General features: G+C 65.4%; 17 protein-coding genes. 13 read left to right on the forward strand and 4 right to left on the reverse strand.

Features of this window, described 5'->3' with window-relative positions; translation table 11 throughout:
• Positions 1 to 16 precede the first annotated feature (16 nt).
• Positions 17 to 670 carry a lytic transglycosylase domain-containing protein gene (locus tag AC0KUR_RS07860; protein WP_473375650.1) on the forward strand — a complete coding sequence of 218 codons (654 nt, stop codon included), beginning with the start codon at positions 17 to 19 and terminating at the stop codon, positions 668 to 670.
• A gap of 486 nt (positions 671 to 1,156) precedes the next feature.
• On the opposite strand, the gene AC0KUR_RS07865 is transcribed toward AC0KUR_RS07860, so the two are convergent.
• Positions 1,157 to 1,945 (reverse strand): GNAT family N-acetyltransferase, encoded by a 789-nt coding sequence (locus tag AC0KUR_RS07865; RefSeq protein WP_049028849.1) that lies wholly within the window; start codon positions 1,943 to 1,945, stop codon positions 1,157 to 1,159.
• A gap of 281 nt (positions 1,946 to 2,226) precedes the next feature.
• Between AC0KUR_RS07865 and AC0KUR_RS07870 the strand changes: the two genes are divergently transcribed.
• From AC0KUR_RS07870 to AC0KUR_RS07925, 12 genes are all read left to right on the forward strand, one after another.
• Positions 2,227 to 2,532, forward strand: a complete 306-nt coding sequence (locus AC0KUR_RS07870) for an NIPSNAP family protein (RefSeq protein ID WP_049028850.1) — start codon at positions 2,227 to 2,229, stop codon at positions 2,530 to 2,532.
• A gap of 318 nt (positions 2,533 to 2,850) precedes the next feature.
• The gene (locus AC0KUR_RS07875) at positions 2,851 to 3,501 is read left to right on the forward strand and encodes an NADPH-dependent FMN reductase (RefSeq protein ID WP_034185998.1); all 651 of its coding nucleotides are present in this window, start codon (positions 2,851 to 2,853) and stop codon (positions 3,499 to 3,501) included.
• A 238-nt stretch (positions 3,502 to 3,739) separates the two neighbouring features.
• Entirely contained in the window at positions 3,740 to 3,958 is a 219-nt protein-coding gene (locus AC0KUR_RS07880) for a hypothetical protein (RefSeq protein WP_006480563.1), read from the forward strand.
• A 95-nt stretch (positions 3,959 to 4,053) separates the two neighbouring features.
• Entirely contained in the window at positions 4,054 to 4,956 is a 903-nt protein-coding gene (locus tag AC0KUR_RS07885) for a hypothetical protein (protein WP_034185997.1), read from the forward strand.
• A gap of 318 nt (positions 4,957 to 5,274) precedes the next feature.
• Positions 5,275 to 5,613, forward strand: coding sequence for a hypothetical protein (locus AC0KUR_RS07890; RefSeq protein ID WP_034185996.1), 339 nt, complete (start codon positions 5,275 to 5,277; stop codon positions 5,611 to 5,613).
• Positions 5,614 to 6,630: 1,017 nt separating this feature from the next.
• Positions 6,631 to 15,099, forward strand: a complete 8,469-nt coding sequence (locus AC0KUR_RS07895) for an ESPR-type extended signal peptide-containing protein (protein ID WP_473375677.1) — start codon at positions 6,631 to 6,633, stop codon at positions 15,097 to 15,099.
• Positions 15,100 to 15,223: 124 nt separating this feature from the next.
• Positions 15,224 to 15,889: an OmpA family protein gene (locus AC0KUR_RS07900; RefSeq protein ID WP_034190563.1), complete on the forward strand. Its 666-nt coding sequence runs from the start codon at positions 15,224 to 15,226 to the stop codon at positions 15,887 to 15,889.
• 383 nt (positions 15,890 to 16,272) lie between these two features.
• Entirely contained in the window at positions 16,273 to 17,418 is a 1,146-nt protein-coding gene (locus AC0KUR_RS07905) for a DUF2827 domain-containing protein (protein ID WP_034190564.1), read from the forward strand.
• A 14-nt stretch (positions 17,419 to 17,432) separates the two neighbouring features.
• Positions 17,433 to 18,587, forward strand: a complete 1,155-nt coding sequence (locus AC0KUR_RS07910; RefSeq protein WP_034190565.1) for a DUF2827 domain-containing protein — start codon at positions 17,433 to 17,435, stop codon at positions 18,585 to 18,587.
• Between the two features lie 25 nt (positions 18,588 to 18,612).
• Complete coding sequence (locus AC0KUR_RS07915) at positions 18,613 to 19,080, forward strand: DUF4019 domain-containing protein (protein ID WP_473375651.1); 468 nt, start codon at positions 18,613 to 18,615, stop codon at positions 19,078 to 19,080.
• A 26-nt stretch (positions 19,081 to 19,106) separates the two neighbouring features.
• A complete protein-coding gene (locus AC0KUR_RS07920; RefSeq protein WP_124671050.1) occupies positions 19,107 to 20,243 on the forward strand; it encodes a DUF2827 family protein in 1,137 nt (378 codons plus the stop codon).
• 24 nt (positions 20,244 to 20,267) lie between these two features.
• Positions 20,268 to 22,241, forward strand: a complete 1,974-nt coding sequence (locus tag AC0KUR_RS07925) for an FkbM family methyltransferase (protein WP_473375652.1) — start codon at positions 20,268 to 20,270, stop codon at positions 22,239 to 22,241.
• Positions 22,242 to 22,306: 65 nt separating this feature from the next.
• Here the strand turns inward: AC0KUR_RS07925 and AC0KUR_RS07930 are convergent, their stop codons facing one another.
• The 3 genes from AC0KUR_RS07930 to AC0KUR_RS07940 form a co-directional block, all read right to left on the reverse strand.
• A complete protein-coding gene (locus AC0KUR_RS07930; RefSeq protein WP_034190569.1) occupies positions 22,307 to 22,723 on the reverse strand; it encodes a hypothetical protein in 417 nt (138 codons plus the stop codon).
• 79 nt (positions 22,724 to 22,802) lie between these two features.
• Positions 22,803 to 23,606: an EAL domain-containing protein gene (locus AC0KUR_RS07935; protein ID WP_034190570.1), complete on the reverse strand. Its 804-nt coding sequence runs from the start codon at positions 23,604 to 23,606 to the stop codon at positions 22,803 to 22,805.
• A 785-nt stretch (positions 23,607 to 24,391) separates the two neighbouring features.
• Positions 24,392 to 25,534, reverse strand: coding sequence for a DUF2827 domain-containing protein (locus tag AC0KUR_RS07940; protein WP_034190571.1), 1,143 nt, complete (start codon positions 25,532 to 25,534; stop codon positions 24,392 to 24,394).
• Positions 25,535 to 25,631: the final 97 nt, after the last annotated feature.

Raw genomic sequence — 25,631 nt, forward strand, 5'->3', positions numbered from 1 at the left:
ACCACGACGCGACGACATGCAGGAAACCTGTCCATTGCACGACCGGCCGGCACTGCGCACGCGTCCGTGCCCGACGCTGCCGTTGAAACGGCTTGCGCTGCTTTTCCCGTTCGCGCTGTCGCTGTCGGTCGCGCTGCCCGCGCACGCCGACGACGCGCCGGCCGTGCCCGTGACCGCCGCCAGCACGCCCGCCGCGTCGCCGTCGCCCACCCTCGACACGATCGTCACCGCACTGCGCAACCGCTTTCACGTCGCGTATGCCGAAGCCTGCACGATCGCGCGCGCGGTGCAGACCGAATCGGACCGCTACGGGCTCGCACCGGCGCTGCTGCTCGCGATCATCGCGGTCGAATCGGGCTTCGATCGCCACGCGACCAGCGTCGCGGGTGCGCGCGGGCTGATGCAGGTGCTGCCCGCCGCGCACCGCGACCTCGTCGCGCATGTGAAAGACCTGTCCGATCCGGCAACCAACGTGCGGATCGGTGCGGCGATCTTCCGCGGCTATCTCGACGATGCGGACGGCGACGTCGAAACCGCGCTCGTGCGCTACAACGGCGGCACGAAACGCTATGCGCAGCGCGTCGCGCTGCGCGTGCAGCAATTCGATGCGCAATTGCGCCGGTCGAACGGCACCCCGGCCAATGCACTGCGGACGGCCGCTAATCCCTGAACGCGACGCGCGACACCAGGGGGCGCCGAAAGCGTCTTCGCGGCCCCGCCGTGTTTCGCGCTGTGCGGTAATGCAGCCGGCGCTTCGACCTGGATGAACAGCGCAGCGCTTCGAGCAAGCGTCGGCGGGATGCTGCCGACGTACGTGCAAAACATCACCGGATGGCGGAACAGCGCACGCGGCGCGAGTCATGTCACATGAGCCACATGAGCGAGAGGCATGGTGGGCGTCCTCTTGCCGGTGCGTCGCGCGACGGCTGCCTGCGTGCAACCGCACGAGCCGCGTCCGGGTTCCATACGACCATCTTATGAAGGTTCGCGTGAAGACCGCGGCAAAGGATCACGCCAGCGCATAAAAAGCGCGTAAACGTCCGTTCGCCGCGACGCGGCGGGGGGGTATCGAGGGCCGTACACGAGCGGGAGCGCCACACTCCGCTCACGTGACGCCTACGCGGCAAAAACCGGAAAGGGAACCGGGGCGCGGCGCTCAGCCGAACGTGTAGCGCCCGTGCTGGCGCGGCCGCCACGGCGACGAGCGGCAGCTTGCGGCGCCGGCCGCACGACGCGCGGCCCAGCCCGCGCCGCGGCGCACGTGCAGATCGCGCCGGGCCACCGCGGCCACGCGCGACGGCAACCCATACGCAAGACGCCGCACGGCCGCGACCCGTGCGGCCAGCCGCGACACCGGCGACACACGCCGCGCAACGTGCGCGACGGGCCGCTTGCAGAGAATCGCGCTGTCGTAGCGCTTGCCGGCAAAACGCATCACGTCGACGACCTCGAAGCCCTGCGCGCCGTAGAACGCCAGCAAGTGCGCGGCGGGATGCGGCGTATCCAGTGCGAGCAGCGTGTAGCCGCGCAACGCGGCCCACTGCTCCGCGAACGACAGCAGCAACGCGCCGATCCCGCGGCTTTGACAATCGGGGTCCACCGCCACCTGGCGCACGCTCGCGACGCCTTCGCGCCGGTACAGCGAGCATGCCGAGGACGGATCGGTCGCATACAGCGTCGCGGTGCCGACGACGCGCCCGCCACGGACGGCGACGTAGCACTCGCCGGCTTCCGCGCGGCGGCGCGTGACGTCCTCGTCCTGATCGACGCACGTGCAGTTCAGCCCCATCGCGCCGAGCCGCGCGAAGGCGCGATGCAGCATCGGCGTGAGTTGCGCATAGCTGTCGAATGCCGGATCGAAACGCCGTACGACCACCCGGTCGGCGCTCACGAAAGGCGGCGCGACGGAAGGACGTTCGGCGATCGCGTTCCAGGGTATCGACATGGCCATGCTCCGTGATGGGGATGCCCGAAGTCTATGAGCGCGCCAGCCGCTGTCGCAAGAAAAAATGTCGTAAAAGTTTGGGGAAGCGGGCGTGGCGGACGCGATGAAAACGGTACGTCCCGCAACACCGCACGTGTCGTTGCAAACCCCTGAAATCACACCGATCGTTGTTCGCGCAAGCACCCCGTCACGCGGCGATATCGATGCCGGGCACGCATGCCGTTGACACGTGCGGCGACGCGCTCCAGACTCGCTGCTCCCATACCGCAATGCGAGTGTTCATGGTCACCTGCTTCCTTCGCTACGTCATCGATCCGTACAAGCTCGCCGAGTTCGAAACCTACGGCAAGATGTGGATTCCGCTCGTCGAAAAGTTCGGCGGCACGCATCACGGCTACTTCCTGCCGTCCGAAGGCGCGAACGACATCGCGCTCGCGATGTTCTCGTTCCCGAGTCTCGCCGAATACGAGCGCTACCGTGAACGCTCGATGGAGGATCCGGCCTGCCAGGCCGCGTTCCGCTACGCGGAGGAAACGCGCTGCATCGTCCGCTATGAGCGCAGCTTCTTCCGGCCGGTATTCGAATAACGCGTCACGACCGAAAGCATCGCGCCCCGTTTTCCGGCCATCCTCGATGAACCAAAAAAAAGCCCCGCCTGCATCCGCGCGGCGGGGCCAACCCATGTCAGTAGAGACATCATGGAGGAGACGGATTCATCTTATCGACCTTGGCGCACCGTCCCAACCAAGCATTTCTGCTATCGATTTGCGCGGCCTCGCACACGTTTGCCCCGTCGCGCGGCATATCGATAGAACGAAAAGTCGTTTTCAGAGTGGCGGCGGGGTCGTTACCATCTGGTTTTAAGCCTGTGCTTAGCCGGGCAAGCCATCCCCCAGGAGCGCCCCTTGACTGCATTCGATCAACACCGCCGCCCGTTCGTCGTCGGTATCGGCGGCACCACCCGAGCCGCGTCGTCCACCGAACGCGCGCTGACGTTCGCGCTGCGCGGTGCACAGGCTGCCGGCGCACGAACGCGCCTGTTCGACGGCCCGTTCCTGCATACGCTGCCGCACTACGCCCCCGAACACAAAACGCTGACCGACGCGCAGCGCGAACTGATCGACGCCGTGCGCCAGGCCGACGCGATCATCATCGCGACGCCCGGCTATCACGGCGGCGTCTCCGGTCTCGTGAAGAACGCGCTCGATACGCTCGAGGAACTGCGCGCCGACGAACGCCCCTATCTCGACGGCCGCGCGGTCGGCCTGATCGTCACCGCTTACGGCTGGCAGGCGGCCGGCACCGTGCTCACGTCGGTGCGGTCGATCGTCCATGCGCTGCGCGGCTGGCCGACGCCGTTCGGCGCGACCGTGAACACGCTCGAAACACGCTTCGAAAGCGCCGACGACTGCTCGGATCCGAAAGTCGCCGCGCAGCTCGAGACGGTCGGCGCGCAAGCGGCCGAGTTTGCGCTCGCCTTCGCATCGCATCGGGCAGCGTCGCACGCGGCATCGGTCGATGCGCTCGCCCCCGTGCTGAAGATCGCCAACCAGTAATCTCCGCCGCATTACGTCGCGCGCGCCCGGCCGACAAGGTTCGACGGGCGCGCGCGGCGCGTTTTCCGATGCGCGACCGCCGGCCGCGCACGCCGTCGTCTCCCCTGCGTCGCCCTTCCCCCGCGTCCCCCCTCGATAACGATTCGGCCTGCCGCGTGATTAGCATTGGCCGAAAGATTGGTTCACGGCGCCGGCAGGTTTTCGTACGCTGAAAGTCCGAACTTTCTCCGCGCATGCCATGAACCGTACGATCCGCTACAAGGGCTATGAAGTCGCTCCCGCCGCTGCCCGGTTGCCGAACGGGCTGTTCGCCGCCAACCTGACGATCGAGCGGGCGAGCGGCGGGCCGTCGCCGCGCTCCGTGTCGTTCGATGCAATCGATTTCTTCTTCGAGGAGGAGCACGCGCTCGCCTATGCGTCGCGCTGGGGCCGCCTCTGGGTCGACACCAACGCTTGACGTCCGCCGGGCCGGCGTGCACATGGCCACTCGAAAATACGCGATTACGGAAGCTGTGCAAGAATCTTTCGATCCGCAATCGCATAACAATAGCCATGAGTGACACGCTGCAGGAAGAGCACGCAGCCGCAGATCACGCAATGCGCAACTGGACCTTCGAGAGGCAAGGTCCGGTCCGGATCGGTTCCGATGCGCACATGCAGATGTTCTGCCGCATGCTGCTCGACACACACAATCCGTACAAGCCGGCCGTGATCGACTGGCCGCCGCTCAAGCCCGACGAACTTCGGCGGCTCACGTCGCTGCCGATCTGGGACATCGCGGTGCAAACCGAAGGCCGTGCGTCGATCCGCGTCGCGACCTACGCGGCGACGGTCGGCGATCCGCTGCTGCGCCGCGCGCTCGAGATGGACGGCAACGAGGAAGCCCGCCACAAGGTCGTGCTGTCGAAGCTCGTCGAGGCTTACGGCATCCGGCTCGCGCCGGAGCCGCCCTACCCGGCGCCGACCGATCCCGAATGGTCGTGGATGATGACGGGCTTCAGCGAATGCATCGACAGCTTCTTCGCATTCGGCCTGTTCCGCTCCGCGCAGCGCTCCGGTTATTTCCCGCCCGAGCTCGTCGACACCTTCGAGCCCGTGATCCAGGAAGAAGGCCGCCATATCCTGTTCTTCGTGAACTGGTATGCGTGGTACTGGCGCACGATGCCGTGGTGGCGCCGGCCGTGGTTCTTCGCGCGTGTCGCGGCGGTGTGGGTGCAATTGATTCGCGACCGCATGAACATCGCGCGCGGCATCGATGCGAATGGCGCCGCGCGCGACGCGAACTTCCCGGCGACCGGCACCGCGGATATCGGCGACGCGCTGAACCCGCGCGAGCTGATCGAGCTGTGTCTGGCCGAGAACGACCGGCGGATGGCCGGGTACGACGAGCGCCTGCTGCGCCCGATGTTCGTGCCGCGCATGGCGCGGTTCGCGCTGCGGTTTCTGAAGAAGTAAGACCGGAGGATTGCCCGGTTGCCGGGTCCGGCAACCGGCGATCGCCGCGTCTGCGGAACACCGTCACAGGCACGCTCGAGGTTCGCAAATGCCGCCCCTCGGCCGGCACTCGCTACCGCTACGACCGAATCGCTTTCAGGCCCTGCATTTTCTTGACATGCGTCGTCACGCCAACGTACGTTATGTTGCGCGATGACAGGCCGGCGCTGGCCGTACCGGGGATGTCGCCGCACGCGTCGCGACAGGGCTGACGGTTCGTGAGTCAGGCCATGGCGCGGCCGGATCGTCAAGCCTCCCCTATACTACTCAGGATTCCAAATGAAATCGATTTCCCATGCCGTGGCCGGGATCGTCCTTGCCGGCGCCGCCGGCACCACATTCGCCGCCGGCTCCTCCATCTCGTTGCAATGCAGTTCGCCCTCCGGTGGCCAATGCACCGCCACCGGCACGACAACGCCTTTGAACATCCCGTCGACGAACCTTGTCTTCATGTGGCAAGGCCGCAATATCACGATGACTCCAATCGACGCGCATACGGTCAACGTTCAGTGCCTGACCAATCAGGCCGGGTTGCTGACCGCGCTGGCCGGATCGAGTGCGACGCAGGGGCCGTCCGCCACCGTGGCCATCGACTGTACGCCCGCAGTGAGACCGTGACGGCGGCCACGCTCGTTCGGCAAGTCGGCATGTAGACACAAAGGATCGCCCGTGCTTCCGGGACGGGGCACGGCATCGAACCCGCGTTGTTCCGCCTTGGCCAGCAGTTGTCGGTTTGAAGCTTCGACGCGTCGAGCGCGCGTAGCCGCCATCTGTCGCGTCCCCGACACAGGTGTACCCGCCCTTTTTTATGCGGCACACGGGCCAATTGTCACCCCTGATCTGACAATTTGGGGGGCCCTGCCGACATGCCCTGCCGGCGCGTTCAACAATCTGTCGTTACCCGACAGGAGACCGCCACAGGGCGGCCTCCCGCCGATTGTCCCGCCCATCCCGCTCCACTTACACGCCGATATCGTCAATAGGACAAATCCGAAAAAGAATGCTTGGGCGCTGATCAATTGCTCCGTAGCACTTTTTTACAACTTTGGCGAACCTGCCGGCCCGGAACGCCCGTCAGACGGGCACCGGCGTCGGCCAGGATGCGCAATTCAGCACAGTCGGATATTCAATATTTTCAATTAAATTGATTTTCACGAAATCAATTAAAATAAAAATCAATTTGAGATAAATCTCAAATTAACAGGTTAACAAGATTTCAAAGACATTATCCATCGGCCGGCAAATAAACCTTACATTGCTGAAAGAATTTGCCGATGCGCAAACGTTTGCTATTTCATTTGTCTTACTTTTGAGGCGTTCGCCTGTGTAACCCAGCCCACAAAACAAGTGTAAGTACATGATTTTCATAAAAAAATAATGATAACCCCAAGCAAGCCAGAACCCAACGAGACACATTCTTACATCTTTCAAAATCATTCTTCATTGACACACGGAAACACGGATCATTAACCATCTTTTAACTTTCAAAACCGCCTATTTATCACTTTTTATCAATCTATAAAAACCACCTCCAATAAACTCCGCCCATCAATTTTGAGATTCGCGCGAGCGCACGGAGCATTCCTCTAACAAAAGAGACCGGTGTGTGGCGTGCACATTTGGAGGTAGCAGGACATGAATCGCACATACCGCTCGATCTGGAACGAAGCTCTTGGCGCCTGGGTCGCGGCATCGGAACACGATTCGGCCCGGGGCAAGCCGAACAAGTCGGCCGTCGTGAAGGCCGTTGCAGCCGCCGTTCTCGTCGCGGGGGCGGGCGTCGGCAACGTCGCGCATGCGCAGTACAGCGCGGGGGGCGGTAATGCGACCAATGCAACCTCGATTGCCATCGGCGCCGGATCCAGCGGGGTGACCGTTCCCGGCCAAAGCCCGACCGCCTCCGCCGCCGGCGCGGTCGCCATCGGCGCGAACTCATCGACCAACACGGTCGCCAGCGGTTCGAACGCGACGGCATTCGGCACCGGATCCTCGGCGACCGCAACGGCTGCATCCGCGTTCGGTCAAGGTACGTCGGCTACCGGCCAGTTCGCGACCGCAGTCGGCAGCGGCACGAAGGCGACTGCAAACTATGCGACCGCCGTCGGTAGCACCAGCGCGGTCAACGGTATCCAGACGCAAGCATCGGGCGTCGGGTCCACTGCGATCGGCAGCAATGCCACGGCAGGCGCTCAGGCCGCCGCACAGGATTCGATCTCGATCGGTGGTCAATCGTCGGTCGCGTCCGGCGCAACGTCCGGCATCGCCATTGGTCGAGGTGCGACGACGAGCGGCGCATACGGCATCGCGCAGGGCGATGGCACGACATCTGGCTCGACCGGCCAGAACGTCGCGATCGGTTCGTCCGGCACAACGGCGAACGGCGGCTCCTCTTCCGGCGGCGCAGTGGCCATCGGCCGCGCGCAGACCGTTAGCGGCGACGGCGCAGTCGCAATCGGCAACGGCAATTCGGCAAGCGGCACGGGCTCCGTCGCGCTCGGCAACAGCAGCACGGCAACCAACAGCTCTGTTGCACTCGGGAGTTCGGCGACGGCAACGGGCACGAATGGCGCGGTTGCGGTCGGCAATGCAGCCACTGCGACGGGCACCGGCGCAATCGCACTCGGCAACGTCGGCAGCTTCGCCGCCAAGTCGCTGGCCACCGGTACCGATGCGCTCGCACTCGGCAACGGCTCGACGGCCAGCGGCAGCGCAGGCGCAGTCGCCGTCGGCGCAGCCGCCGTGGCGTCGGGCACCTACGGGACGGCGCTCGGTTCGAATTCGACCGCAAGCGTCGCAAACTCGGTCGCCCTCGGCTACAACTCCCTGACGACCAGTGCGTCGACGTCGACGTCCGGCGGCACCACTACCGTCAGCAGCGCCACGATCGGAGGTCAGACGTTCGGGAACTTTGCGGGCTCCACTTCGGCGGGCGGTGTCGTCAGTGTCGGGCAGGCTGGTTCGGAGCGCCGCATCCAGAACGTTGCGGCAGGCCTCGTCACCTCTACCAGCACCGATGCGATCAACGGCAGCCAGCTCTACTCGGTTGCAAGCACGACGACGTCGAGCATCACAAGCCTGTCGACGTCGACGTCAACCGGTATCAATTCGTTGTCGACGGGTCTGTCATCGGCCAATAGCTCGGTTGCGTCGCTTTCGTCGTCCACTTCGACCGGCCTCTCGTCGGCCAACAGCTCGATCGGCTCGCTTTCCACCGGCCTGAGTTCGGCTCGAAGCTCGGTTACGTCGCTGTCGTCGTCCACGTCGACGGGCCTGTCATCGGCCAACAGCTCGATCACTTCGCTGTCGACCTCGACTTCGACCGGCATCAACTCGTTGTCCACGGGCATCAGTTCGGCCAATAGCTCGGTCACGTCGCTTTCGTCGTCCACCTCGACGGGCCTGTCGTCGGCCAACAGCTCGATCACCTCGCTGTCGACCTCGACCTCGACCGGCATTAACTCGTTGTCCACGGGCATCAGCTCGGCAAACAGCTCGGTCACGTCTCTGTCGTCGTCCACGTCGACGGGCCTCTCGTCGGCCAACAGCTCGATCACTTCGCTGTCGACCTCGACTTCGACCGGCATCAACTCGTTGTCCACGGGCATCAGCTCGGCCAATAGCTCGGTCACGTCGCTGTCGTCGTCCACGTCGACGGGCTTGTCGTCAGCCAACAGCTCGATCACTTCGCTGTCGACCTCGACTTCGACTGGCATCAACTCGTTGTCCACGGGCATCAGCTCGGCCAATAGCTCGGTCACGTCTCTGTCGTCGTCCACGTCGACCGGCCTCTCGTCGGCCAACAGCTCGATCACTTCGCTGTCGACCTCAACCTCGACCGGCATCAACTCGTTGTCCACGGGCATCAGCTCGGCCAATAGCTCGGTCACGTCGCTTTCGTCCTCCACGTCGACCGGCCTTTCGTCGGCCAACAGCTCGATCACCTCGCTGTCCACGTCGACCTCGACCGGCATCAACTCGTTGTCCACGGGCATCAGCTCGGCAAACAGCTCGGTCACGTCTCTGTCGTCGTCCACGTCGACGGGTCTGTCGTCGGCCAACAGCTCGATCACCTCGCTGTCGACCTCAACCTCGACCGGCATCAACTCGTTGTCCACGGGCATCAGCTCGGCCAATAGCTCGGTCACGTCGCTTTCGTCCTCCACGTCGACCGGCCTTTCGTCGGCCAACAGCTCGATCACCTCGCTGTCCACGTCGACCTCGACCGGCATCAACTCGTTGTCCACGGGCATCAGCTCGGCAAACAGCTCGGTCACGTCTCTGTCGTCGTCCACGTCGACGGGTCTGTCGTCGGCCAACAGCTCGATCACCTCGCTGTCGACCTCAACTTCGACCGGCATCAACTCGCTGTCCACGGGCATCAGCTCGGCTAACAGCTCGGTTACGTCGCTGTCGTCGTCCACGTCGACGGGCCTCTCGTCGGCCAACAGCTCGATCACGTCGCTTTCGACCTCCACGTCGACGGGTCTGTCATCGGCCAACAGCTCGATCCTGTCTCTGTCCACGTCGACCTCGACCGGCATCTCGTCGCTGTCCACGGGTCTCAGCTCGTCCACCAGCTCGATCACCTCGCTGTCCACGTCGACCTCGACCGCGATCGAAGCCGCCAAGACGCATTACTACAGCGTCAACGACGGTGGTACGCAACAGGCCAACTACAACAACAACGGCGCGACCGGCGTCAATTCGCTCGCCGCCGGCGTGGCCGCCAGCGCCGCGGGTACGAGCAGCGTCGCAGTCGGCGACACCGCGAACGCGAAGGCAAACGGTGCAGTCGCAATCGGCCAGAACGCGACGGCCAACAACGCCGGCGACGTTGCACTCGGCAGCGGCTCCACGACGGCGGCGCCGAACCCGACGCCGACCGGCACTGTCGGTGGCGTGACGGCGACGTTCCAAGGCGGCAATCCGACCAGCGTGGTCAGCGTGGGTGCGCCTGGCGCCGAGCGTCAGGTGACCAATGTCGCGGCCGGTCGGATCGCCGCGAACAGCACCGATGCGATCAACGGCTCGCAACTCTACGCTACCAATTCGGTCGTGGACTCGCTGTCGACGACGGTGTCGACGTCGGGCAGCGCCATCGCGTCGCTGTCGACCGGTATCACGTCGCTGTCGACGGGCCTCAGCTCGACCAACAGCTCGGTTACCTCGCTGTCGACGTCGACGTCGACGGGCCTCTCGTCGGCCAACAGCTCGATCACGTCGCTGTCCACCTCGACCTCGACCGGCTTGTCGTCGGCCAATAGCTCGATCACCTCGCTGTCCACCTCGACGTCGACGGGCCTCTCGTCGGCCAATAGCTCGATCACCTCGCTGTCCACCTCGACCTCGACCGGCTTGTCGTCGGCCAATAGCTCGATCACCTCGCTGTCCACCTCGACGTCGACGGGCCTCTCGTCGGCCAATAGCTCGATCACTTCGCTGTCGACGTCGACGTCGACGGGTCTGTCCTCGGCGAACAGCTCGATCACGTCGCTGTCGACCTCGACGTCGACGGGTCTCTCGTCGGCCAATAGCTCGATCACCTCGCTGTCGACTTCGACCTCGACTGGCCTCTCGTCGGCGAACAGCTCGATCACGTCCCTGTCCACGTCAACGTCGACGGGCCTGTCGTCCGCGAATAGCTCGATCACGTCGCTGTCGACCTCGACCTCGACCGGTCTCTCGTCGGCTAACAGCTCGATCACCTCGCTGTCGACTTCGACCTCCACCGGCCTGTCCTCGGCGAATAGCTCGATCACGTCGCTGTCCACCTCGACTTCGACCGGCTTGTCGTCGGCAAACAGCTCGATCACTTCGCTGTCCACGTCGACCTCGACGGGTCTGTCGTCGGCGAACAGCTCGATCACCTCGCTGTCCACGTCGACCTCGACGGGTCTGTCGTCGGCGAACAGCTCGATCACCTCGCTGTCGACTTCGACCTCGACCGGCCTGTCCTCGGCGAATAGCTCGATCACTTCGCTGTCCACCTCGACGTCGACGGGCCTGTCCTCGGCGAATAGCTCGATCACGTCGCTGTCCACATCGACCTCGACCGGCCTCTCGTCGGCAAACAGCTCGATCACGTCCCTGTCGACCTCGACCTCGACCGGCCTCTCGTCGGCTAACAGCTCGATCACGTCGCTGTCCACGTCGACCTCGACGGGCCTCTCGTCGGCGAACAGCTCGATCACTTCGCTGTCCACATCGACCTCGACGGGCTTGTCGTCGGCCAACAGCTCGATCGATTCGTTGTCGACCTCGACGTCGACTGGCCTCTCGTCGGCGAACAGCTCCATCACTTCGCTGTCCACCTCGACCTCGACAGGCCTGTCGTCGGCAAATAGCTCGATCGATTCGCTGTCGACTTCGACCTCGACGGGTCTGTCGTCGACGAATAGCTCGATCACTTCGCTGTCGACCTCGACCTCGACTGGCCTCTCGTCGGCGAACAGCTCGATCACCTCGCTGTCCACGTCGACCTCGACCGGCTTGTCGTCGGCCAACAGCTCGATCGATTCGTTGTCGACCTCGACGTCGACGGGCCTCTCGTCCGCGAACAGCTCGATCACGTCGCTGTCCACCTCGACCTCGACGGGTCTGTCGTCGGCGAACAGCTCGATCACCTCGCTGTCCACGTCGACCTCGACCGGCCTGTCCTCGGCGAACAGCTCGATCACCTCGCTGTCCACGTCGACCTCGACCGGCCTGTCGTCGGCAAATAGCTCGATCACTTCGCTGTCGACGTCGACCTCGACGGGCCTGTCCTCGGCGAACAGCTCGATCACTTCGCTGTCCACCTCGACCTCGACCGGCCTGTCGTCGGCGAACAGCTCGATCACGTCGCTGTCGACCTCGACCTCGACCGGTCTCTCGTCGGCGAACAGCTCGATCACGTCGCTGTCGACCTCGACCTCGACCGGCCTCTCGTCGGCTAACAGCTCGATCACGTCCCTGTCCACGTCGACGTCGACCGGCCTCTCGTCGGCTAACAGCTCGATCGATTCGCTGTCGACTTCGACCTCGACCGGCCTCTCGTCGGCTAACAGCTCGATCACCTCGCTGTCGACTTCGACCTCGACTGGCCTCTCGTCGGCGAACAGCTCGATCACTTCGCTGTCCACCTCGACCTCGACGGGCCTCTCGTCGGCGAACAGCTCGATCACTTCGCTGTCGACCTCGACGTCGACGGGCCTGTCCTCGGCCAACAGCTCGATCGATTCGCTGTCGACTTCGACCTCAACGGGCCTCTCGTCCGCGAATAGCTCGATCACGTCGCTGTCCACGTCGACCTCGACCGGCTTGTCGTCGGCCAACAGCTCGATCGATTCGTTGTCGACCTCGACGTCGACGGGCCTCTCGTCCGCGAACAGCTCCATCACGTCGCTGTCCACGTCGACCTCGACCGGCCTGTCCTCGGCGAATAGCTCGATCACGTCGTTGTCCACCTCGACTTCGACCGGCTTGTCGTCGGCGAACAGCTCGATCACGTCGTTGTCCACCTCGACCTCGACGGGTCTGTCGTCCGCGAACAGCTCGATCACGTCGCTGTCCACCTCGACCTCGACCGGCCTGTCCTCGGCAAATAGCTCGATCGATTCACTGTCGACCTCGACTTCGACCGGCTTGTCGTCGGCGAACAGCTCGATCACGTCGTTGTCCACCTCGACCTCGACCGGCCTGTCCTCGGCAAATAGCTCGATCGATTCGCTGTCGACCTCGACCTCGACCGGCCTCTCGTCGGCAAACAGCTCGATCACGTCCCTGTCGACCTCGACCTCGACGGGTCTGTCCTCGGCGAACAGCTCGATCGATTCGCTGTCGACCTCGACCTCGACCGGCCTCTCGTCGGCGAACAGCTCGATCACGTCCCTGTCGACCTCGACCTCGACCGGCCTCTCGTCGGCAAACAGCTCGATCACGTCCCTGTCGACCTCGACCTCGACTGGCCTCTCGTCGGCAAACAGCTCGATCACGTCGTTGTCGACCTCGACCTCGACCGGTATCAGTTCGCTGTCCACCGGCCTGAGCAGCACGAACAGCTCGGTGTCGTCGCTGTCGACTTCCACGTCGACGGGCCTGTCCTCGGCAAACAGCTCGATCACCTCGCTGTCGACCTCGACCTCGACCGGCATCAACTCGCTGTCCACCGGCCTGAGCAGCACGAACAGCTCGGTGTCGTCGCTGTCGACTTCCACGTCGACGGGCCTGTCCTCGGCGAACAGCTCGATCACCTCGCTGTCGACCTCGACCTCGACCGGCCTTTCGTCGGCAAACAGCTCGATCACGTCCCTGTCGACCTCGACCTCGACCGGCCTCAACTCGCTGTCCACTGGCCTGAGCAGCACGAACAGCACGATCCTGTCGCTGTCCACGTCGACGTCGACCGGCATCGGCTCGCTGTCCACCGGCCTGAGCAGCACAAACAGCTCGGTGTCGTCGCTGTCGACCTCGACGTCGACCGCGATCAACGCAGCGAAGACGCACTACTACAGCGTCAACGACAACGGCACGCAGCAAGCCAACTACGACAACACGGGCGCAACCGGCACCAACGCCCTCGCCGCCGGCGTGAACGCCAGCGCGGCGGGCGCCAGCAGCGTGGCCGTCGGCGACGGCTCGAACGCGCAGACCGCAGGCTCGGTCGCGATCGGCCAAAACGCATCGGCAACGGGCGGCAAGGCAGTGTCGATCGGCTCCGGCAACACCGCGTCCGGCGACGGCGCGGTCGCGATCGGCGATCCGAACGTGGCGACGGGTACCGGCGCGGTGGCGATGGGTGCGAACAACACGGCGACCGGCGACGGCGCGGTGTCCCTCGGCAACCAGAACACCGCAACCGGCGCCAGCGCGCTCGCCCTCGGCAGCTCGAACCAGGCCACCGCGGACAACACGATCGCGCTGGGCAACCAGGCCACGGCCAGCGCCACCGGCGCCCAGGCCTACGGCTCGGCCGCCAAGGCCACGGCCGCCGATGCGCTCGCCTTCGGCACGAACGCCCAGGCGAACGTCGCGAACTCGATCGCACTCGGCGCCAACTCGGTCACGGCCGCGGCCGTCGGCACGTCGAGCGCCACGATCGGCGGCGTCCAGTACTTCTTCGCGGGCAGCTCGCCGGTCGGCGTGGTCAGCGTCGGTGCACCGGGCGCGGAACGCCAGATCACGAACGTCGCCGCCGGCCGGATCTCGGCCACGAGCACGGACGCGATCAACGGCAGCCAGCTGAACGCGACGAACAACGCGATCAACACGCTGTCGACGTCCACCGCGTCGAACGTCGCGTCGCTGTCGACCGGCATCAACTCGCTGTCGACCGGCCTGAGCACGACGAACAGCAACGTGGCATCGCTGTCCACGTCGACCTCGACCGCGATCAACTCGCTGTCGACGGGCCTCAGCACGACGAACAGCAACGTCAACTCGCTGTCGACGTCGACCTCGACGGGCATCGGTTCGCTGTCCACCGGCCTGAGCACGACGAACAGCAACGTGGCCTCGCTGTCGACCGGCGTGACGAACATCAACAACACGCTGAACTCGCTGTCGACGTCGATCAACAACAACACGACGCGGACGGCGAACAACAACGGCGTCGCGGCCGACATGAACGGCAAGGGCACCGACGTCCCGACCGTCACCGCCGGCTCGAACTCGGTGGCGATCGGCGCGAATTCGAACGACGGCGGTCGCTCGAACGTCGTGTCGGTCGGCAACGACCAGCAGCAGCGCCAGATCACGAACGTCGCGCCGGGTACGCAAGGCACCGACGCGGTGAACGTGAACCAGTTGACGCAGGTGCAAACGACGCTGTCGACGGCACTGTCGGGCCAGCAGGCGCAGATCAACTCGCTGGGTTCGCAACTGCAGCAGACCGACCAGATGGCGAAGCAGGGTATCGCGGCCGTCGGCGCGATGGCGTCGATCCCGCAGCTCGATCGCGACGCCAACTTCGGGATGGGCGTGGGCACGTCGACCTTCCTCGGCCAGAAGGCGATGGCGGTCAACATGCAGGCGCGCATCACGGAGAACCTGAAGGCGTCGATCAACGGCGGCTTCAGCGGCGGTCAGAAGGTGATCGGCGCCGGCATGCTCTATCAGTGGAAGTAACGCGTCGCGCCACGCGGCCGTCCGGCTCGCCAGCCGGACGGCCCGTGGCGGCCCCGACGGCCAGACGAGCCCGCCGCGCAACCCGTGGCGGGCTTCAGTCAACCCAAGCATTGAGGATGTAACCGTGAACAAACTCGCTCTTGCGCTCGCGCTCTCCGCAACGGCCTTGGCCGCATGCTCGACCGCATCCGGCCCGACCTTCAGCGCCTCCGAACTGCAGCCGCGCGACGGCGTGCGTACCTTCCAGGTGGACTGCCACGGCCTGCTGTCGGGCCCGCAGACCTGCATGAAGGCCGCCCGCAAGATCTGCGGCGAAGAGCCGGTACGCGCCGTCGACTCGGCCCGCGCGCTGCGCGACAAGTCCGATCCCGCGACGCTCGTGTTCCAGTGCGGCGCCGCACCGGCCGAAGCGGCCTCGGCCGCCACGCCGGCCACCGCCGCCGTTGTCGAACAGGTGAACCTGTCAGGCGACGCGCTGTTCGCCACCGACCACGCAACGCTCGCACCGACGGCGCGCGAATCGCTCGACCGCCTGCTGAACGAGCGCAAGGACCACACGTACTCGCAGGTGACGGTCACCGGCTTTACCGATTCGGTGGGCAGCGACGACTACAACCTCGCGCTGTCGAAGCGCCGCGCCGAATCGGTCGCCGCCTATCTGAAGGCACACGGCCTGAAGGCCGACTCGATGACGGTGTCGGGCCGCGGCAAGGCCGATCCGGTCGCGTCGAACGCGACGCCCGAAGGCCGCGCGAGCAACCGCCGCGTCGAAATCCGGCTGCAGCACTGAGCAGCCGGCCGCCGCACGTGCGGCGGCCCGGTCCGGCAGGCCGCCAGCGCCGCGCCGGGCAACGCGGGCGCCGCTTCGCCGGCGCCCCGCCCCCGTGCGCCGGCGGGTATGTCAAAGTTCGTCACGGCCTGCCAAAAACGGCGATTTCCATGCCACAATCGCCGCAGACAGTCGCCGGGGCAGCCTGCCCGAATCGCGCGCCGTGCCAGGCGTGCCCGACGACACGCCGGAATCCGGCTGCCGCCCTCGCGAACCACGTCGCCCGATTCGCGTGCCGCGGCGCACCGGCGCGAATCCAACCATGACAACCCACGGCGCGCCGCTTCCAGGCCAGACGCTCGACGCGATGCCCGGACGCACGACGCCGCAGAGGAAACCAACCGGTGACGGACATCAATGAAGCCGCCGCGCGCGGCACCCGCAAGCAACGGCCGGCGGTCGGCATCTCGCTGTTTGCGCGCGACGGCCAGGCGATCTGGGAAAACGGCATTCACCAGAACATCGCGTTCCTCGCGATGATGCTCAAGCGCTCGGATCGCGTCGGTCCCGTCTATTTCCTGAACGGCGGCGACGCGAACGCGCTGCCGGCCGGCCTCGAACTCGACGGCCTCGACATCCCGCTCGTGAAGCCCTCCGACGTCACGCACGAACTCGACGTCGTGATCGAAATGGGCGCGCAGCTGCCGGTCGAATGGCTCAGGCACATGAAGGCGCTCGGCAAGAAGATCGCCGCGTTCTTCTGCGGGCACGTCTATGCGGGCCTGTGCGAAACGCCGATCTTCGGAAAACCGTCGGGACACGTGTTCAACGGCGCGCCGTTCGACGAAGTGTGGCTGCTGCCGCAATACGACAAGACCGCGGCGCCGATGCTGCAGACGATCCTGCGGGCGCCCGTCCACCTGATGCCGCACATCTGGTCCCCATACTTCCTGGAGCGCCGCGCCGCCGTGCTCGCCGGCGAAGGCGCATCGTTCGGCTATCGGCCGGGCCAGCGCCCGTGGCGCCTCGCGATGCTCGAGCCGAACATCTCGGTCGCCAAGTCCTGCCACTACCCGATGCTGGCGTGCGACGCGTTCTACCGCGCGCGGCCGGACGCGGTGCAACACATGTTCGTCGTCAACTCGATGCACATGAAGGAACATCCGACCTTCGTGCACTTCGCGAACAGCCTCGACCTCGTCCGCCAGCACAAGGCGACGTTCGAACCGCGACTCGATCTGCCGGGCTTCATGGCGCGCCACGCGGATGCGGTCGTGTCGCACCACTGGGAAAACGGACAGAACTATCTGTATTACGACGTGCTGTACGGCGGCTATCCGCTGATCCACAACTCGACGCTGATCGGCGACGCCGGCTATTACTATCCGGACTTCGACGCCGCCGCGGGCGGCCGCGCATTGCTCGAGGCGTGGCTGCATCACGACGAACGCCTCGACGATTACCGCGCGAAAGCCGGCCGGCTGCTGCAATCGGTCTCGATCGACAACCCCGCGAACCTCGACGCGTTCGTCTCGCGTCTGGTCGCCTGAACCGGAGCATACGCATGTCGGACTCCAATGCCCGTCAAGCGCCCGGCGAGGGCAAGCGTCTCGTCGTCGGCGTGTCGCTGTTCGTGCGCGGCGCCGGCCAGTCGCTATGGGAAAACGGCATCTTCCAGAACTGCCTGCTGCTGATCCTGCTGCTGCGCCAGTCGCCGCTCGTCGCGCAAGCCGTGATGGTGAACGGCGGCGAACAGGTCGCCGATCCGCAAATGATGCTCGGCGAGTGGGACGTGCCGCTACTGTCGATGGACGAAGCGCTGGAGCGCTGCGACGTGCTGATCGAAATGAGCGCGCAGTTCGGTGCCGACTACCTGCGCGCGTTCCGCGACCGCGGCGGCAAGGTCGTCACGATGCGGGTCGGCAACGACTACGTGATCGACATCGAACGTGCGATGTTCAACAAGCCGTCGGGCTTCCTGTTCTCGGGCGCGCCGTACGACGCGGTCTGGACGATTCCCGAGTTCGAGCGCTCGTGCCTGCATTATTACCAGACCGGCCTGCGCGCGCCCGTCACGATCGTCCCGCACATCTGGCATCCGATGCTGTTCGACAAGGCGCGGGCGACGCTCGGCGCCGGTTTGTCGTTCGGCTATCAGCCCGGCAAGCCGCGCTGGCGCGTGACGATGTTCGAGCCGAACATCTGCATGGTGAAGACGAGCGTCATCCCGATGCTGGTGACCGAGGAGGCATATCGCGCGAAGCCCGATTTCCTCGAGTTCGTGCGCGTGTGCAACACGATCCACCTGAAGGAACATACGACGTTCGTCCACTTCGCGAAGAGCCTCGACATCGTGAACCACGGCATCACGACGTTCGAAAGTCGTTACGCAGTGTATGAGTTCATGGCCGCGTACGGCGATGCCGTGGTGTCGCACACGTGGGAAAACGCGCAGAACTACCTGTACTACGAGCTGCTGTACGGCGACTATCCGCTGATCCACAACTCGCCGTTCCTCGGCAAGGCCGGGTATTTCTATCCGGACTTCGACTGCCAGGCCGGCGGCCGCGCGCTGCTGCAGGCGTTCGCCGAGCACGACGCGAATCTCGACGCGTACCGCGAGCAGTCGAAGCACGTGCTCGACTCGGTCAGCATCTACAACCCCGAGAACGTCGCGGCCTATACGGACGCGATCGCCACCCTCTACCGCGACGCGTGACGCGCCGCCCTTTCCGGACTCCGACATGAACGCACGCCTGCCTCTTACCCGCGCCAGATGGCTGATCGGCTGCGCCGCCGCTTCGATCGCACTCGGCGCGCACGCGCAATCGGCCGGCGACTCCGCCGACGCACTGCTCCGCGATTCGGATGCCGTGTTCAAACAGCTCGACGCCGGCCAGTACGGCGCGGTGTGGACCGACGCCGCCGCATTCGTGAAGGCGCGCATCAAGCAGGACCAGTTCGCGGCCGACATGCAGCATGCGCGCCAGTCGGTCGGCGCGGTCAGCCGTCGCGGCTGGGCGCAGGTCACGCGGATCCGCTACACGAATGCGTCGACGACGCCCGATGGCCTCTACGCGAACGTCGACTACACCACCACGCTGACGAGCGGCGCAACGGTCTACGAGAAGCTGAGCTTCCGCCTCGAAGACGACGGCCGCTGGCACCTGACGGGCTACGTGCCGCGCCAGTCGCAGAACTTCGCGCAATAAGCCGCCCGCCTCACGGAGCCGCCCCGATGAAACTCAATGTCGCGATTACGATGAACGTGCAGCGCGACGCGACGCAGTCGATCTGGTACAACGGCGCGAACCAGCACTGCGTGTACCTGTACATGCTGCTGAAACAGTCGCCGCTGATCGGCGAAGTCTGGCTCGCGCACGACAACGGCATCACCGAGTATCCGCAGGCGTTGATGATGGACGCGTTCGGCGACGCGCTGCGGCCGCTGTCGGCCGTCGTCCACCAGACCGACCTGCTGATCGAGATGAATGCGTTCGTCGATCCGTCGCACACGGACGCCGTGCGCCGGCGCGGCGGCAAGTGCGTGTCGTACCGCTTCGGCAACGACTACGTGATCGCGGTCGAGACGATCAACTTCGAGAAGAACGACTGGAAGCCGAACCCGCACCGCGTGCAGTTCGACGAGATCTGGACCAACCCGCAGCACATGCACACGTGCGCGGCCTATTTCCAGGCCGTGTACCGCGCGCCGGTGATCGAGCTGCCGCACATCTGGTCGCCGTATTTCATCGAGCGCAGCCTCGACGCCGATCCCGAACTGAAGGCGCGCTTCGGCTACCGCAATCACGGCACGGCCAAGCGCATCGCGTTCTTCGAGCCGAACCTGAACGTCGTGAAGAGCGCGATCGTGCCGATGCTCGCCGCGAACGCGTGCTACGTCGCGCATCCGGAGCTCGTCGAGCACGTGTACATGACCAACACGTTCGACAAGAAGGAAAACGTCGCCTTCAAGCATCTCGCGCTCGGGCTCGAGATGGTGCGCGACGGCAAGGCGACCGCCGACGTGCGCGCGCCGTTCGTCGCGTGGGCCGCGCATCACACCGACATCGTCGTGTCACACCACTGGGAAAACGGCCTCAACTACCTGCTGTACGACGCGCTGTACGGCAACTACCCGCTCGTGCACAACTCGCCGTTCCTGCGCGACGTCGGCTATTACTATCCGGACTTCGAGATCTTCGATGCGGCGCGTGCGATCGCGACCGCCGCACAGACGCACGACGCGCGTCTCGACGACTACGCGGCGGCGGCGCGCCGCTGCCTGCACCAGGTCGACACGCTCGCCGAGCACAACGTCCGCGCGTACTCGGAGCAGATCCAGACGTTGTTCGCCGGCCGCGCACTCGGCTGACCGCCTTCGCTCGCGTTCACGTCCATGAACCAGACCATCCGCAACTTCGTCGTGATCGATTCGATCCACGGCCCGTTTCTCATCAACCGTCACTGCGCGCTGCAGGCCGAGGCATTGATCAAGACCGGCCGGCCACATATCCAGGGCGAACTCGACACGATCCTGCACGTGATCGAGCAACTGCCCGACGGCGCGATCGCGGTGGACGGCGGTGCGAACGCGGGGCTCGTGTGCGTGCCGGTCGCGCACCGGCTGCGCGCGCGCGGCGGCCGCGTGTACGCATTCGAGCCGCAGCGCACGCTGTTCCATGCGCTCGGCGGCACCATCGCGCTCAACGAGCTCGACAACCTCCACCTGCTGAACATGGGGCTGGCCGCCGCCAACGGCACGATGAAGGTGCCCGATGTCGACTACGGGCAGGATGCCGATTTCGGTTCGGTGTCGCTCGTCGACGGGCAAACGTCAGGCGGCACGCCAACGCCGGTCGTCCGGCTCGATTCGCTCGGCCTGCCGCGCCTGGATTTCCTGAAGCTCGACATCGAAGGAATGGAGATCGACGCGCTGCGCGGCGCGCGGCGGCTGATCGAGACGCATCTGCCGTGGTGCTGGATCGAATACTGGAAAGTCGGCGAGGCGCCGATCATCGATACGTTCGCCGGTCTCGACTATACGTTCTACCGGATCGACGGACTGAACATGCTGTGCGTGCCGAACGCGCGCTGGGACCGGCAGCGCCTGCTGATCTCGGGCGACCCGCTCGCCGTCGGATCGGCGACCGGAAACGGCGCGGATCGCGCGGCGGCCGCGCCCGCCGACGCCGACGCGCCCGAAACGAACTGGAACCGCGCACTCGACCACGAGTCGCGCGGCGAGTGGGGGCATGCGATCGATCGCTGGCAACGCGCACGCGGCCGCGGGCTCGACGACGATGCGATCGCGTTGCAGCTTGCGTCGTGCTACGGCTTCGCCGGCGCACCCGAGGCCGGGCTTGCGGCACTCGACCATTTCGGGGACCCGGCCGCACTGCCCGACGCGGCGCGCGGGCGCATCGAACTGGCGCGCTCGGCACTGCTGCTGCGCGCCGGCCGGCGCGACGAGGCCGCGCGCGCCACCATCGACAGCGAAAACGTGCTGACGTCCGCACAGTTCGGGCTGCCGACGGAGCGGCTCTACCAGGGCCAGCCGCTGCACGGCAAGCGGCTGCTCGTGCTCAGCTACGGCGGCATCGGCGACCAGCTTCAGTACGCCCGCTACCTGCATGCGCTCGACGCGCTCGGCTGCGCCGGCGTGACCGTGGTCGTGCCCGACGCGCTGGCCGGCCTGCTGCGCCATACGTTCCCGCGTATCGAATTCGTCGGCGCGCACGGCGCGTGGGTCGACACATCGCAGATCGCACACGACTACTGGTGTTCGTTCCTGATGCTCGCCGCGCAGTTCGGCTACGCGCCGGCGCCGGACGGTGCGCCACCCGCTTACCTGGCGTGTCCGCCCGCGCATGCCGACGCATGGCGCGAGCGCGTGGCGCGCGACGGCCACGCGGCCGGTACGCGCCGCATCGGGCTCAACTGGCGCGGACGCGACGAAAGCGACGCACGCTTCCATCGCGCGGCCAGCCTGCGCGACTTCGCCCCGCTTGCCGGGATGCACGGCTACGCCGCGTACTGCATCAACCGCGACCTGTCCGCACAATCCGAACAGTCGGACCTGCCGGTCACCTTCCCGCATCAGGCGATCGGCGATTTCAGCGATCTGGCCGCGCTGATGCTCGCGATGGACGCCGTGGTGACCACCTGCACCGCGCACATCCATCTCGCCGGCGCGCTCGGCGTACCGGCCGTGCTGCTGCTCAGCCCGAAAGCCGACGCCCGCTGGGAAACCGGTTCGCGCAGCGCGCTCTATCCGGGCATCCGGATCGTGCGCGCCGCGCACGTCGGCCGATGGGACGATGCAGTCGACCGCGCGATGGCGCTGGTGCTGGGCGGTTTCGGAAAGGATTGACCGGCTTGACTGGCCGCGCGACCGAGCCGCCGCGGCGCAGCGGGCCCGCACGCGCGGCGGCTGCCCTACACCGGCACGCGATCGCCGCTTTGCGCGGCGAACACGCGGCCATGCCGCCGTCCCATGCGGGCGAGCACGGCAAAACAACGGACCGCCTGCCCGCTTGCACTGCCGGATTGCCTGGCGAGGCTGTCGGACACGCCGCGCGCGATCGCCGAATCGTCGCCGCACGCGCCGGCGATGACGCCCGCGTAATAGTGCCGCGCCGCCAGCTCGCGGCCGTTGGCATCGATCGGTTTCATCCGCTGAATGCGACGCGCGACGGCCTTCAGGCCGTCGAGGTACGGCGCGACATCGATCGGCACATCGGTCGACTCGGCGCCGAGTTGCCACAGCATGTCCGCCAGTTCGGCGATCGCGACCAGGTCGCGCGCATCGGTTGCCTGCGTGCCCGTTCCGGCTCCGGCCTTCGTCCCCGCCATGCCACACCCCTTTGCGATTCGTCTCACCCTCGCCCGGCACCGGCGCGTCGTGCACGCCGCCCCGCCCGTTCCCGCGCCGTCACACGGCGGCCGGCGACCGCCATGAAAAGCGGATGCCCTGCGCCCAGGCGACACCGGCATCCACAATGATCTGCCGGTCGATCTCGCTCTCCACGCCTTCGACGACGACGTGCCGCGCGCCTTCGTGCGCGAACGCGATCAGCCTGCGGAACTGGTAACGCCCGATCGCGTTGCGCTTGATCATCGACAAGACCGACCGGTCGAGCTTCACGATGTCGGGATTGCCGACCACCAGATTGTTCAATGCGCTGAAACCGACGCCGAAATCGTCGATCGCGATCCGGCAACCGGCCTGCCGGAAGCGGTTCACGAACGACCGGCCCGCGACGGGGTTCAGCGGCCCCGTCTCCGTGATCTCGACCACCAGCCGCGCCGCCACCGACGGCTCGCGCTCGAGCCGCCTGAAAATCGCCAGCCACGCGTCGTCGACGACCGCGCTCGCCGCCGCGACGTTGCAACCGAGCACCGCGGCCGGATCGGCGCGCAGCGCGTCGATCGTCCGGCCGACCACCAGCCGGTCGAACCAGCGCATCAGCCCGAGCGCCTCGAGGCGCGGCAGGAATGCGAGCGGCGGCAGCGCATCGCGCTCGCCCCAGCGCAACCGCGCCAGACGCTCCTGATACAGCACACCGCCCGACAGGTCGGCCCGGCACACCGGTTCGTGCGCGAACCCGAGCCGGCTTTCCACGAAACTGCGTACCGACGCGAGGTCGGCATGATCGTCGGGGGCGCCGAACACGAGATCGATTTCGTCACGATTCGCTTCCCGATTCGCCTCCAGGCGAGCTTCGACCGCATTCATCCGGCGCTCCGGCAAATGGCGAGCCGCCGATCGCGGCTCGACCTCAACAAACACGCGGAGCAAACCTACCCTGACGCGCTCCGCCGCCTACCCGGCCCATCCTGTTATGACGATTTTTTCCGGGAGCGTACTTTTCGCTTCGGCGCGCCGTCAAATTCGATATTTTCAGTGATATTCAACTACTGCCAATACACCATGCACGCATCATGCCGACAGTGCGACAGGTTACACAACACAAAATACGGAACCTCGAATCCAGCTCGCTTATCTTCATCGCCCGGACAGTTTTATCCGAATCGATTTCTTTCACGACATTACGGGACTGCAAATCGAAAAATCGTTAATTGATCAGACTAAAGCAGATGCACGAATCACCGTTTTCCATTGATGCACGGGCCCGCGACGCAGGCCCTCGACCCGGGCAGCCATCCGCCGGAAACCGGCCGCCGCGCATCATTCGATCACCGCAGCATTCAATTTTCTCGCTGCAAACGACATTATTTAATCTCGAAACAGAATTCACCGCGTCAAATCAATAATATCAAGTTTTATTTATATGATGATTATGAATTGAACCATATTTAACAATCTTAAAGACTTGTTAACCTATAAAATTGTTTCCGACGGACTTCCCTCGGAGCCGTCAATTTCGTGCCTTCAAAACCGTCGAACCGATCGGGTTCGGCGGTTTCTTTTTTAACGGCACCATTTCGTCAGACATTAGGGCGGGACAACCCCGATGGCGGCCGACGGCGTCATGAAAGTACGCCGTGGAAAATCGGGCCTTATGCGGCCGGCGTGCCGATCAGGTTCGCGAGCAGCGCGTCGTACTCGGCGACGAGCGCCGGATTCGCCGACGTATAGCGGCCGAGGATCTCCCGCTGGCGCCGCGTGTATGCTTCCCAGTCGTCGTCGTGCGTATGCAGCGCACGCAGCAGCGCGTCGGCGCCCTGCTGCACGTCGTTGTCCGGATAGTAGTAGCCGAGGTCGGGCGCGAGGCTCGCGTTGTGCACGAGCGGATAACCCTGCCAGCACACGTCGAAATAGAAGTAGTTCAGCGGGTTCGACCATTGGTGCGACACGACGATGTCGGTCAGGTCGGCCAGGAACACCGGCGTGTCGAAGCGACCGACGAAGCTCGCCTTGCCCGCGCGCACGATGTCCAGGTAATTCATCAGCATCACGAACTCGGGGCTGTCGTGCGCGAGGCGATCGGCGTTCGTCACGTGCGTGAAGCAGATCGCGTCGGGGTCGCGCCGATACGCTTCGTCGATGATCAGCATCGGATACACGCAGAACTTCACGACGTTGTGGTTCGGCTCCATCACCGTCAGCCGCTTGCCGGGCTCGCTGCGTGGCCGGTATTCGCCGTGCTCGGGCAACGTCTGCGCGCGTGCGGTGAGGAACATCGGATCCCACACGAACGGCACGACGCGCCCCGGGCAGCGGCGCAGCGACTGCAGGAACGGCAGCGACGAAGGCGCGATCTGCGGAATCGCCCATACCTCGTCGTAGCCGCGGTTGATGAACAGCGAATCCCACAGCCGGCGGCCGAACAGCATCGACTCCATCGCGTTGATGTACTCGACGCCGCAGCAATAGCTGACGAGCTTCGCGCCGCGTGCTTTCAGGTAGGCCGTCTGCTCGCCGTCGATCTGGCCGCCGAGCTCGATCACCACGTCGAGCGCATCCTTCATGTCGGCGAACGCGCGCGTGTCGTACACGTTGCGGTCCCACGGCAGCGCGTCGGTGAGCGGCACGTCGGTGGTGTTGACCAGCGTCACGCGGTAGCCGTGCGGCGACGCCATCAGCAGCTTCGCGAGAAACAGCGCGTTCTGCTTGATGCCGTTGATCCACAGGCTTTCGTCAGGGGCACGCAGTCCGATCGTGATACCGATGCGCAGGCCGTTCAGGACAGGAGACGTCATCGTCGGCAGGATGGAAGGTTGAATGGGAGCGGCATGGCGCAGTGTAGCGCGCGGAGCGCCGCCCGCGTCAAGCGGCGGCGGCCAACCCGGCATTCTA

It is taken from the genome of Burkholderia sp. YHN3-13, assembly GCF_055810675.1.

Bases quoted from the DNA above. Each gene is read 5' to 3' on its own strand.
- AC0KUR_RS07860 (WP_473375650.1), top strand. From the start codon at position 17: ATGCAGGAAACCTGTCCATTGCACGACCGGCCGGCACTGCGCACGCGT.
- AC0KUR_RS07865 (WP_049028849.1), bottom strand. From the start codon at position 1,945: ATGTCGATACCCTGGAACGCGATCGCCGAACGTCCTTCCGTCGCGCCG.
- AC0KUR_RS07870 (WP_049028850.1), top strand. From the start codon at position 2,227: ATGGTCACCTGCTTCCTTCGCTACGTCATCGATCCGTACAAGCTCGCC.
- AC0KUR_RS07880 (WP_006480563.1), top strand. From the start codon at position 3,740: ATGAACCGTACGATCCGCTACAAGGGCTATGAAGTCGCTCCCGCCGCT.
- AC0KUR_RS07885 (WP_034185997.1), top strand. From the start codon at position 4,054: ATGAGTGACACGCTGCAGGAAGAGCACGCAGCCGCAGATCACGCAATG.
- AC0KUR_RS07890 (WP_034185996.1), top strand. From the start codon at position 5,275: ATGAAATCGATTTCCCATGCCGTGGCCGGGATCGTCCTTGCCGGCGCC.
- AC0KUR_RS07895 (WP_473375677.1), top strand. From the start codon at position 6,631: ATGAATCGCACATACCGCTCGATCTGGAACGAAGCTCTTGGCGCCTGG.
- AC0KUR_RS07910 (WP_034190565.1), top strand. From the start codon at position 17,433: ATGTCGGACTCCAATGCCCGTCAAGCGCCCGGCGAGGGCAAGCGTCTC.
- AC0KUR_RS07915 (WP_473375651.1), top strand. From the start codon at position 18,613: ATGAACGCACGCCTGCCTCTTACCCGCGCCAGATGGCTGATCGGCTGC.
- AC0KUR_RS07920 (WP_124671050.1), top strand. From the start codon at position 19,107: ATGAAACTCAATGTCGCGATTACGATGAACGTGCAGCGCGACGCGACG.
- AC0KUR_RS07925 (WP_473375652.1), top strand. From the start codon at position 20,268: ATGAACCAGACCATCCGCAACTTCGTCGTGATCGATTCGATCCACGGC.
- AC0KUR_RS07930 (WP_034190569.1), bottom strand. From the start codon at position 22,723: ATGGCGGGGACGAAGGCCGGAGCCGGAACGGGCACGCAGGCAACCGAT.
- AC0KUR_RS07935 (WP_034190570.1), bottom strand. From the start codon at position 23,606: ATGAATGCGGTCGAAGCTCGCCTGGAGGCGAATCGGGAAGCGAATCGT.
- AC0KUR_RS07940 (WP_034190571.1), bottom strand. From the start codon at position 25,534: ATGACGTCTCCTGTCCTGAACGGCCTGCGCATCGGTATCACGATCGGA.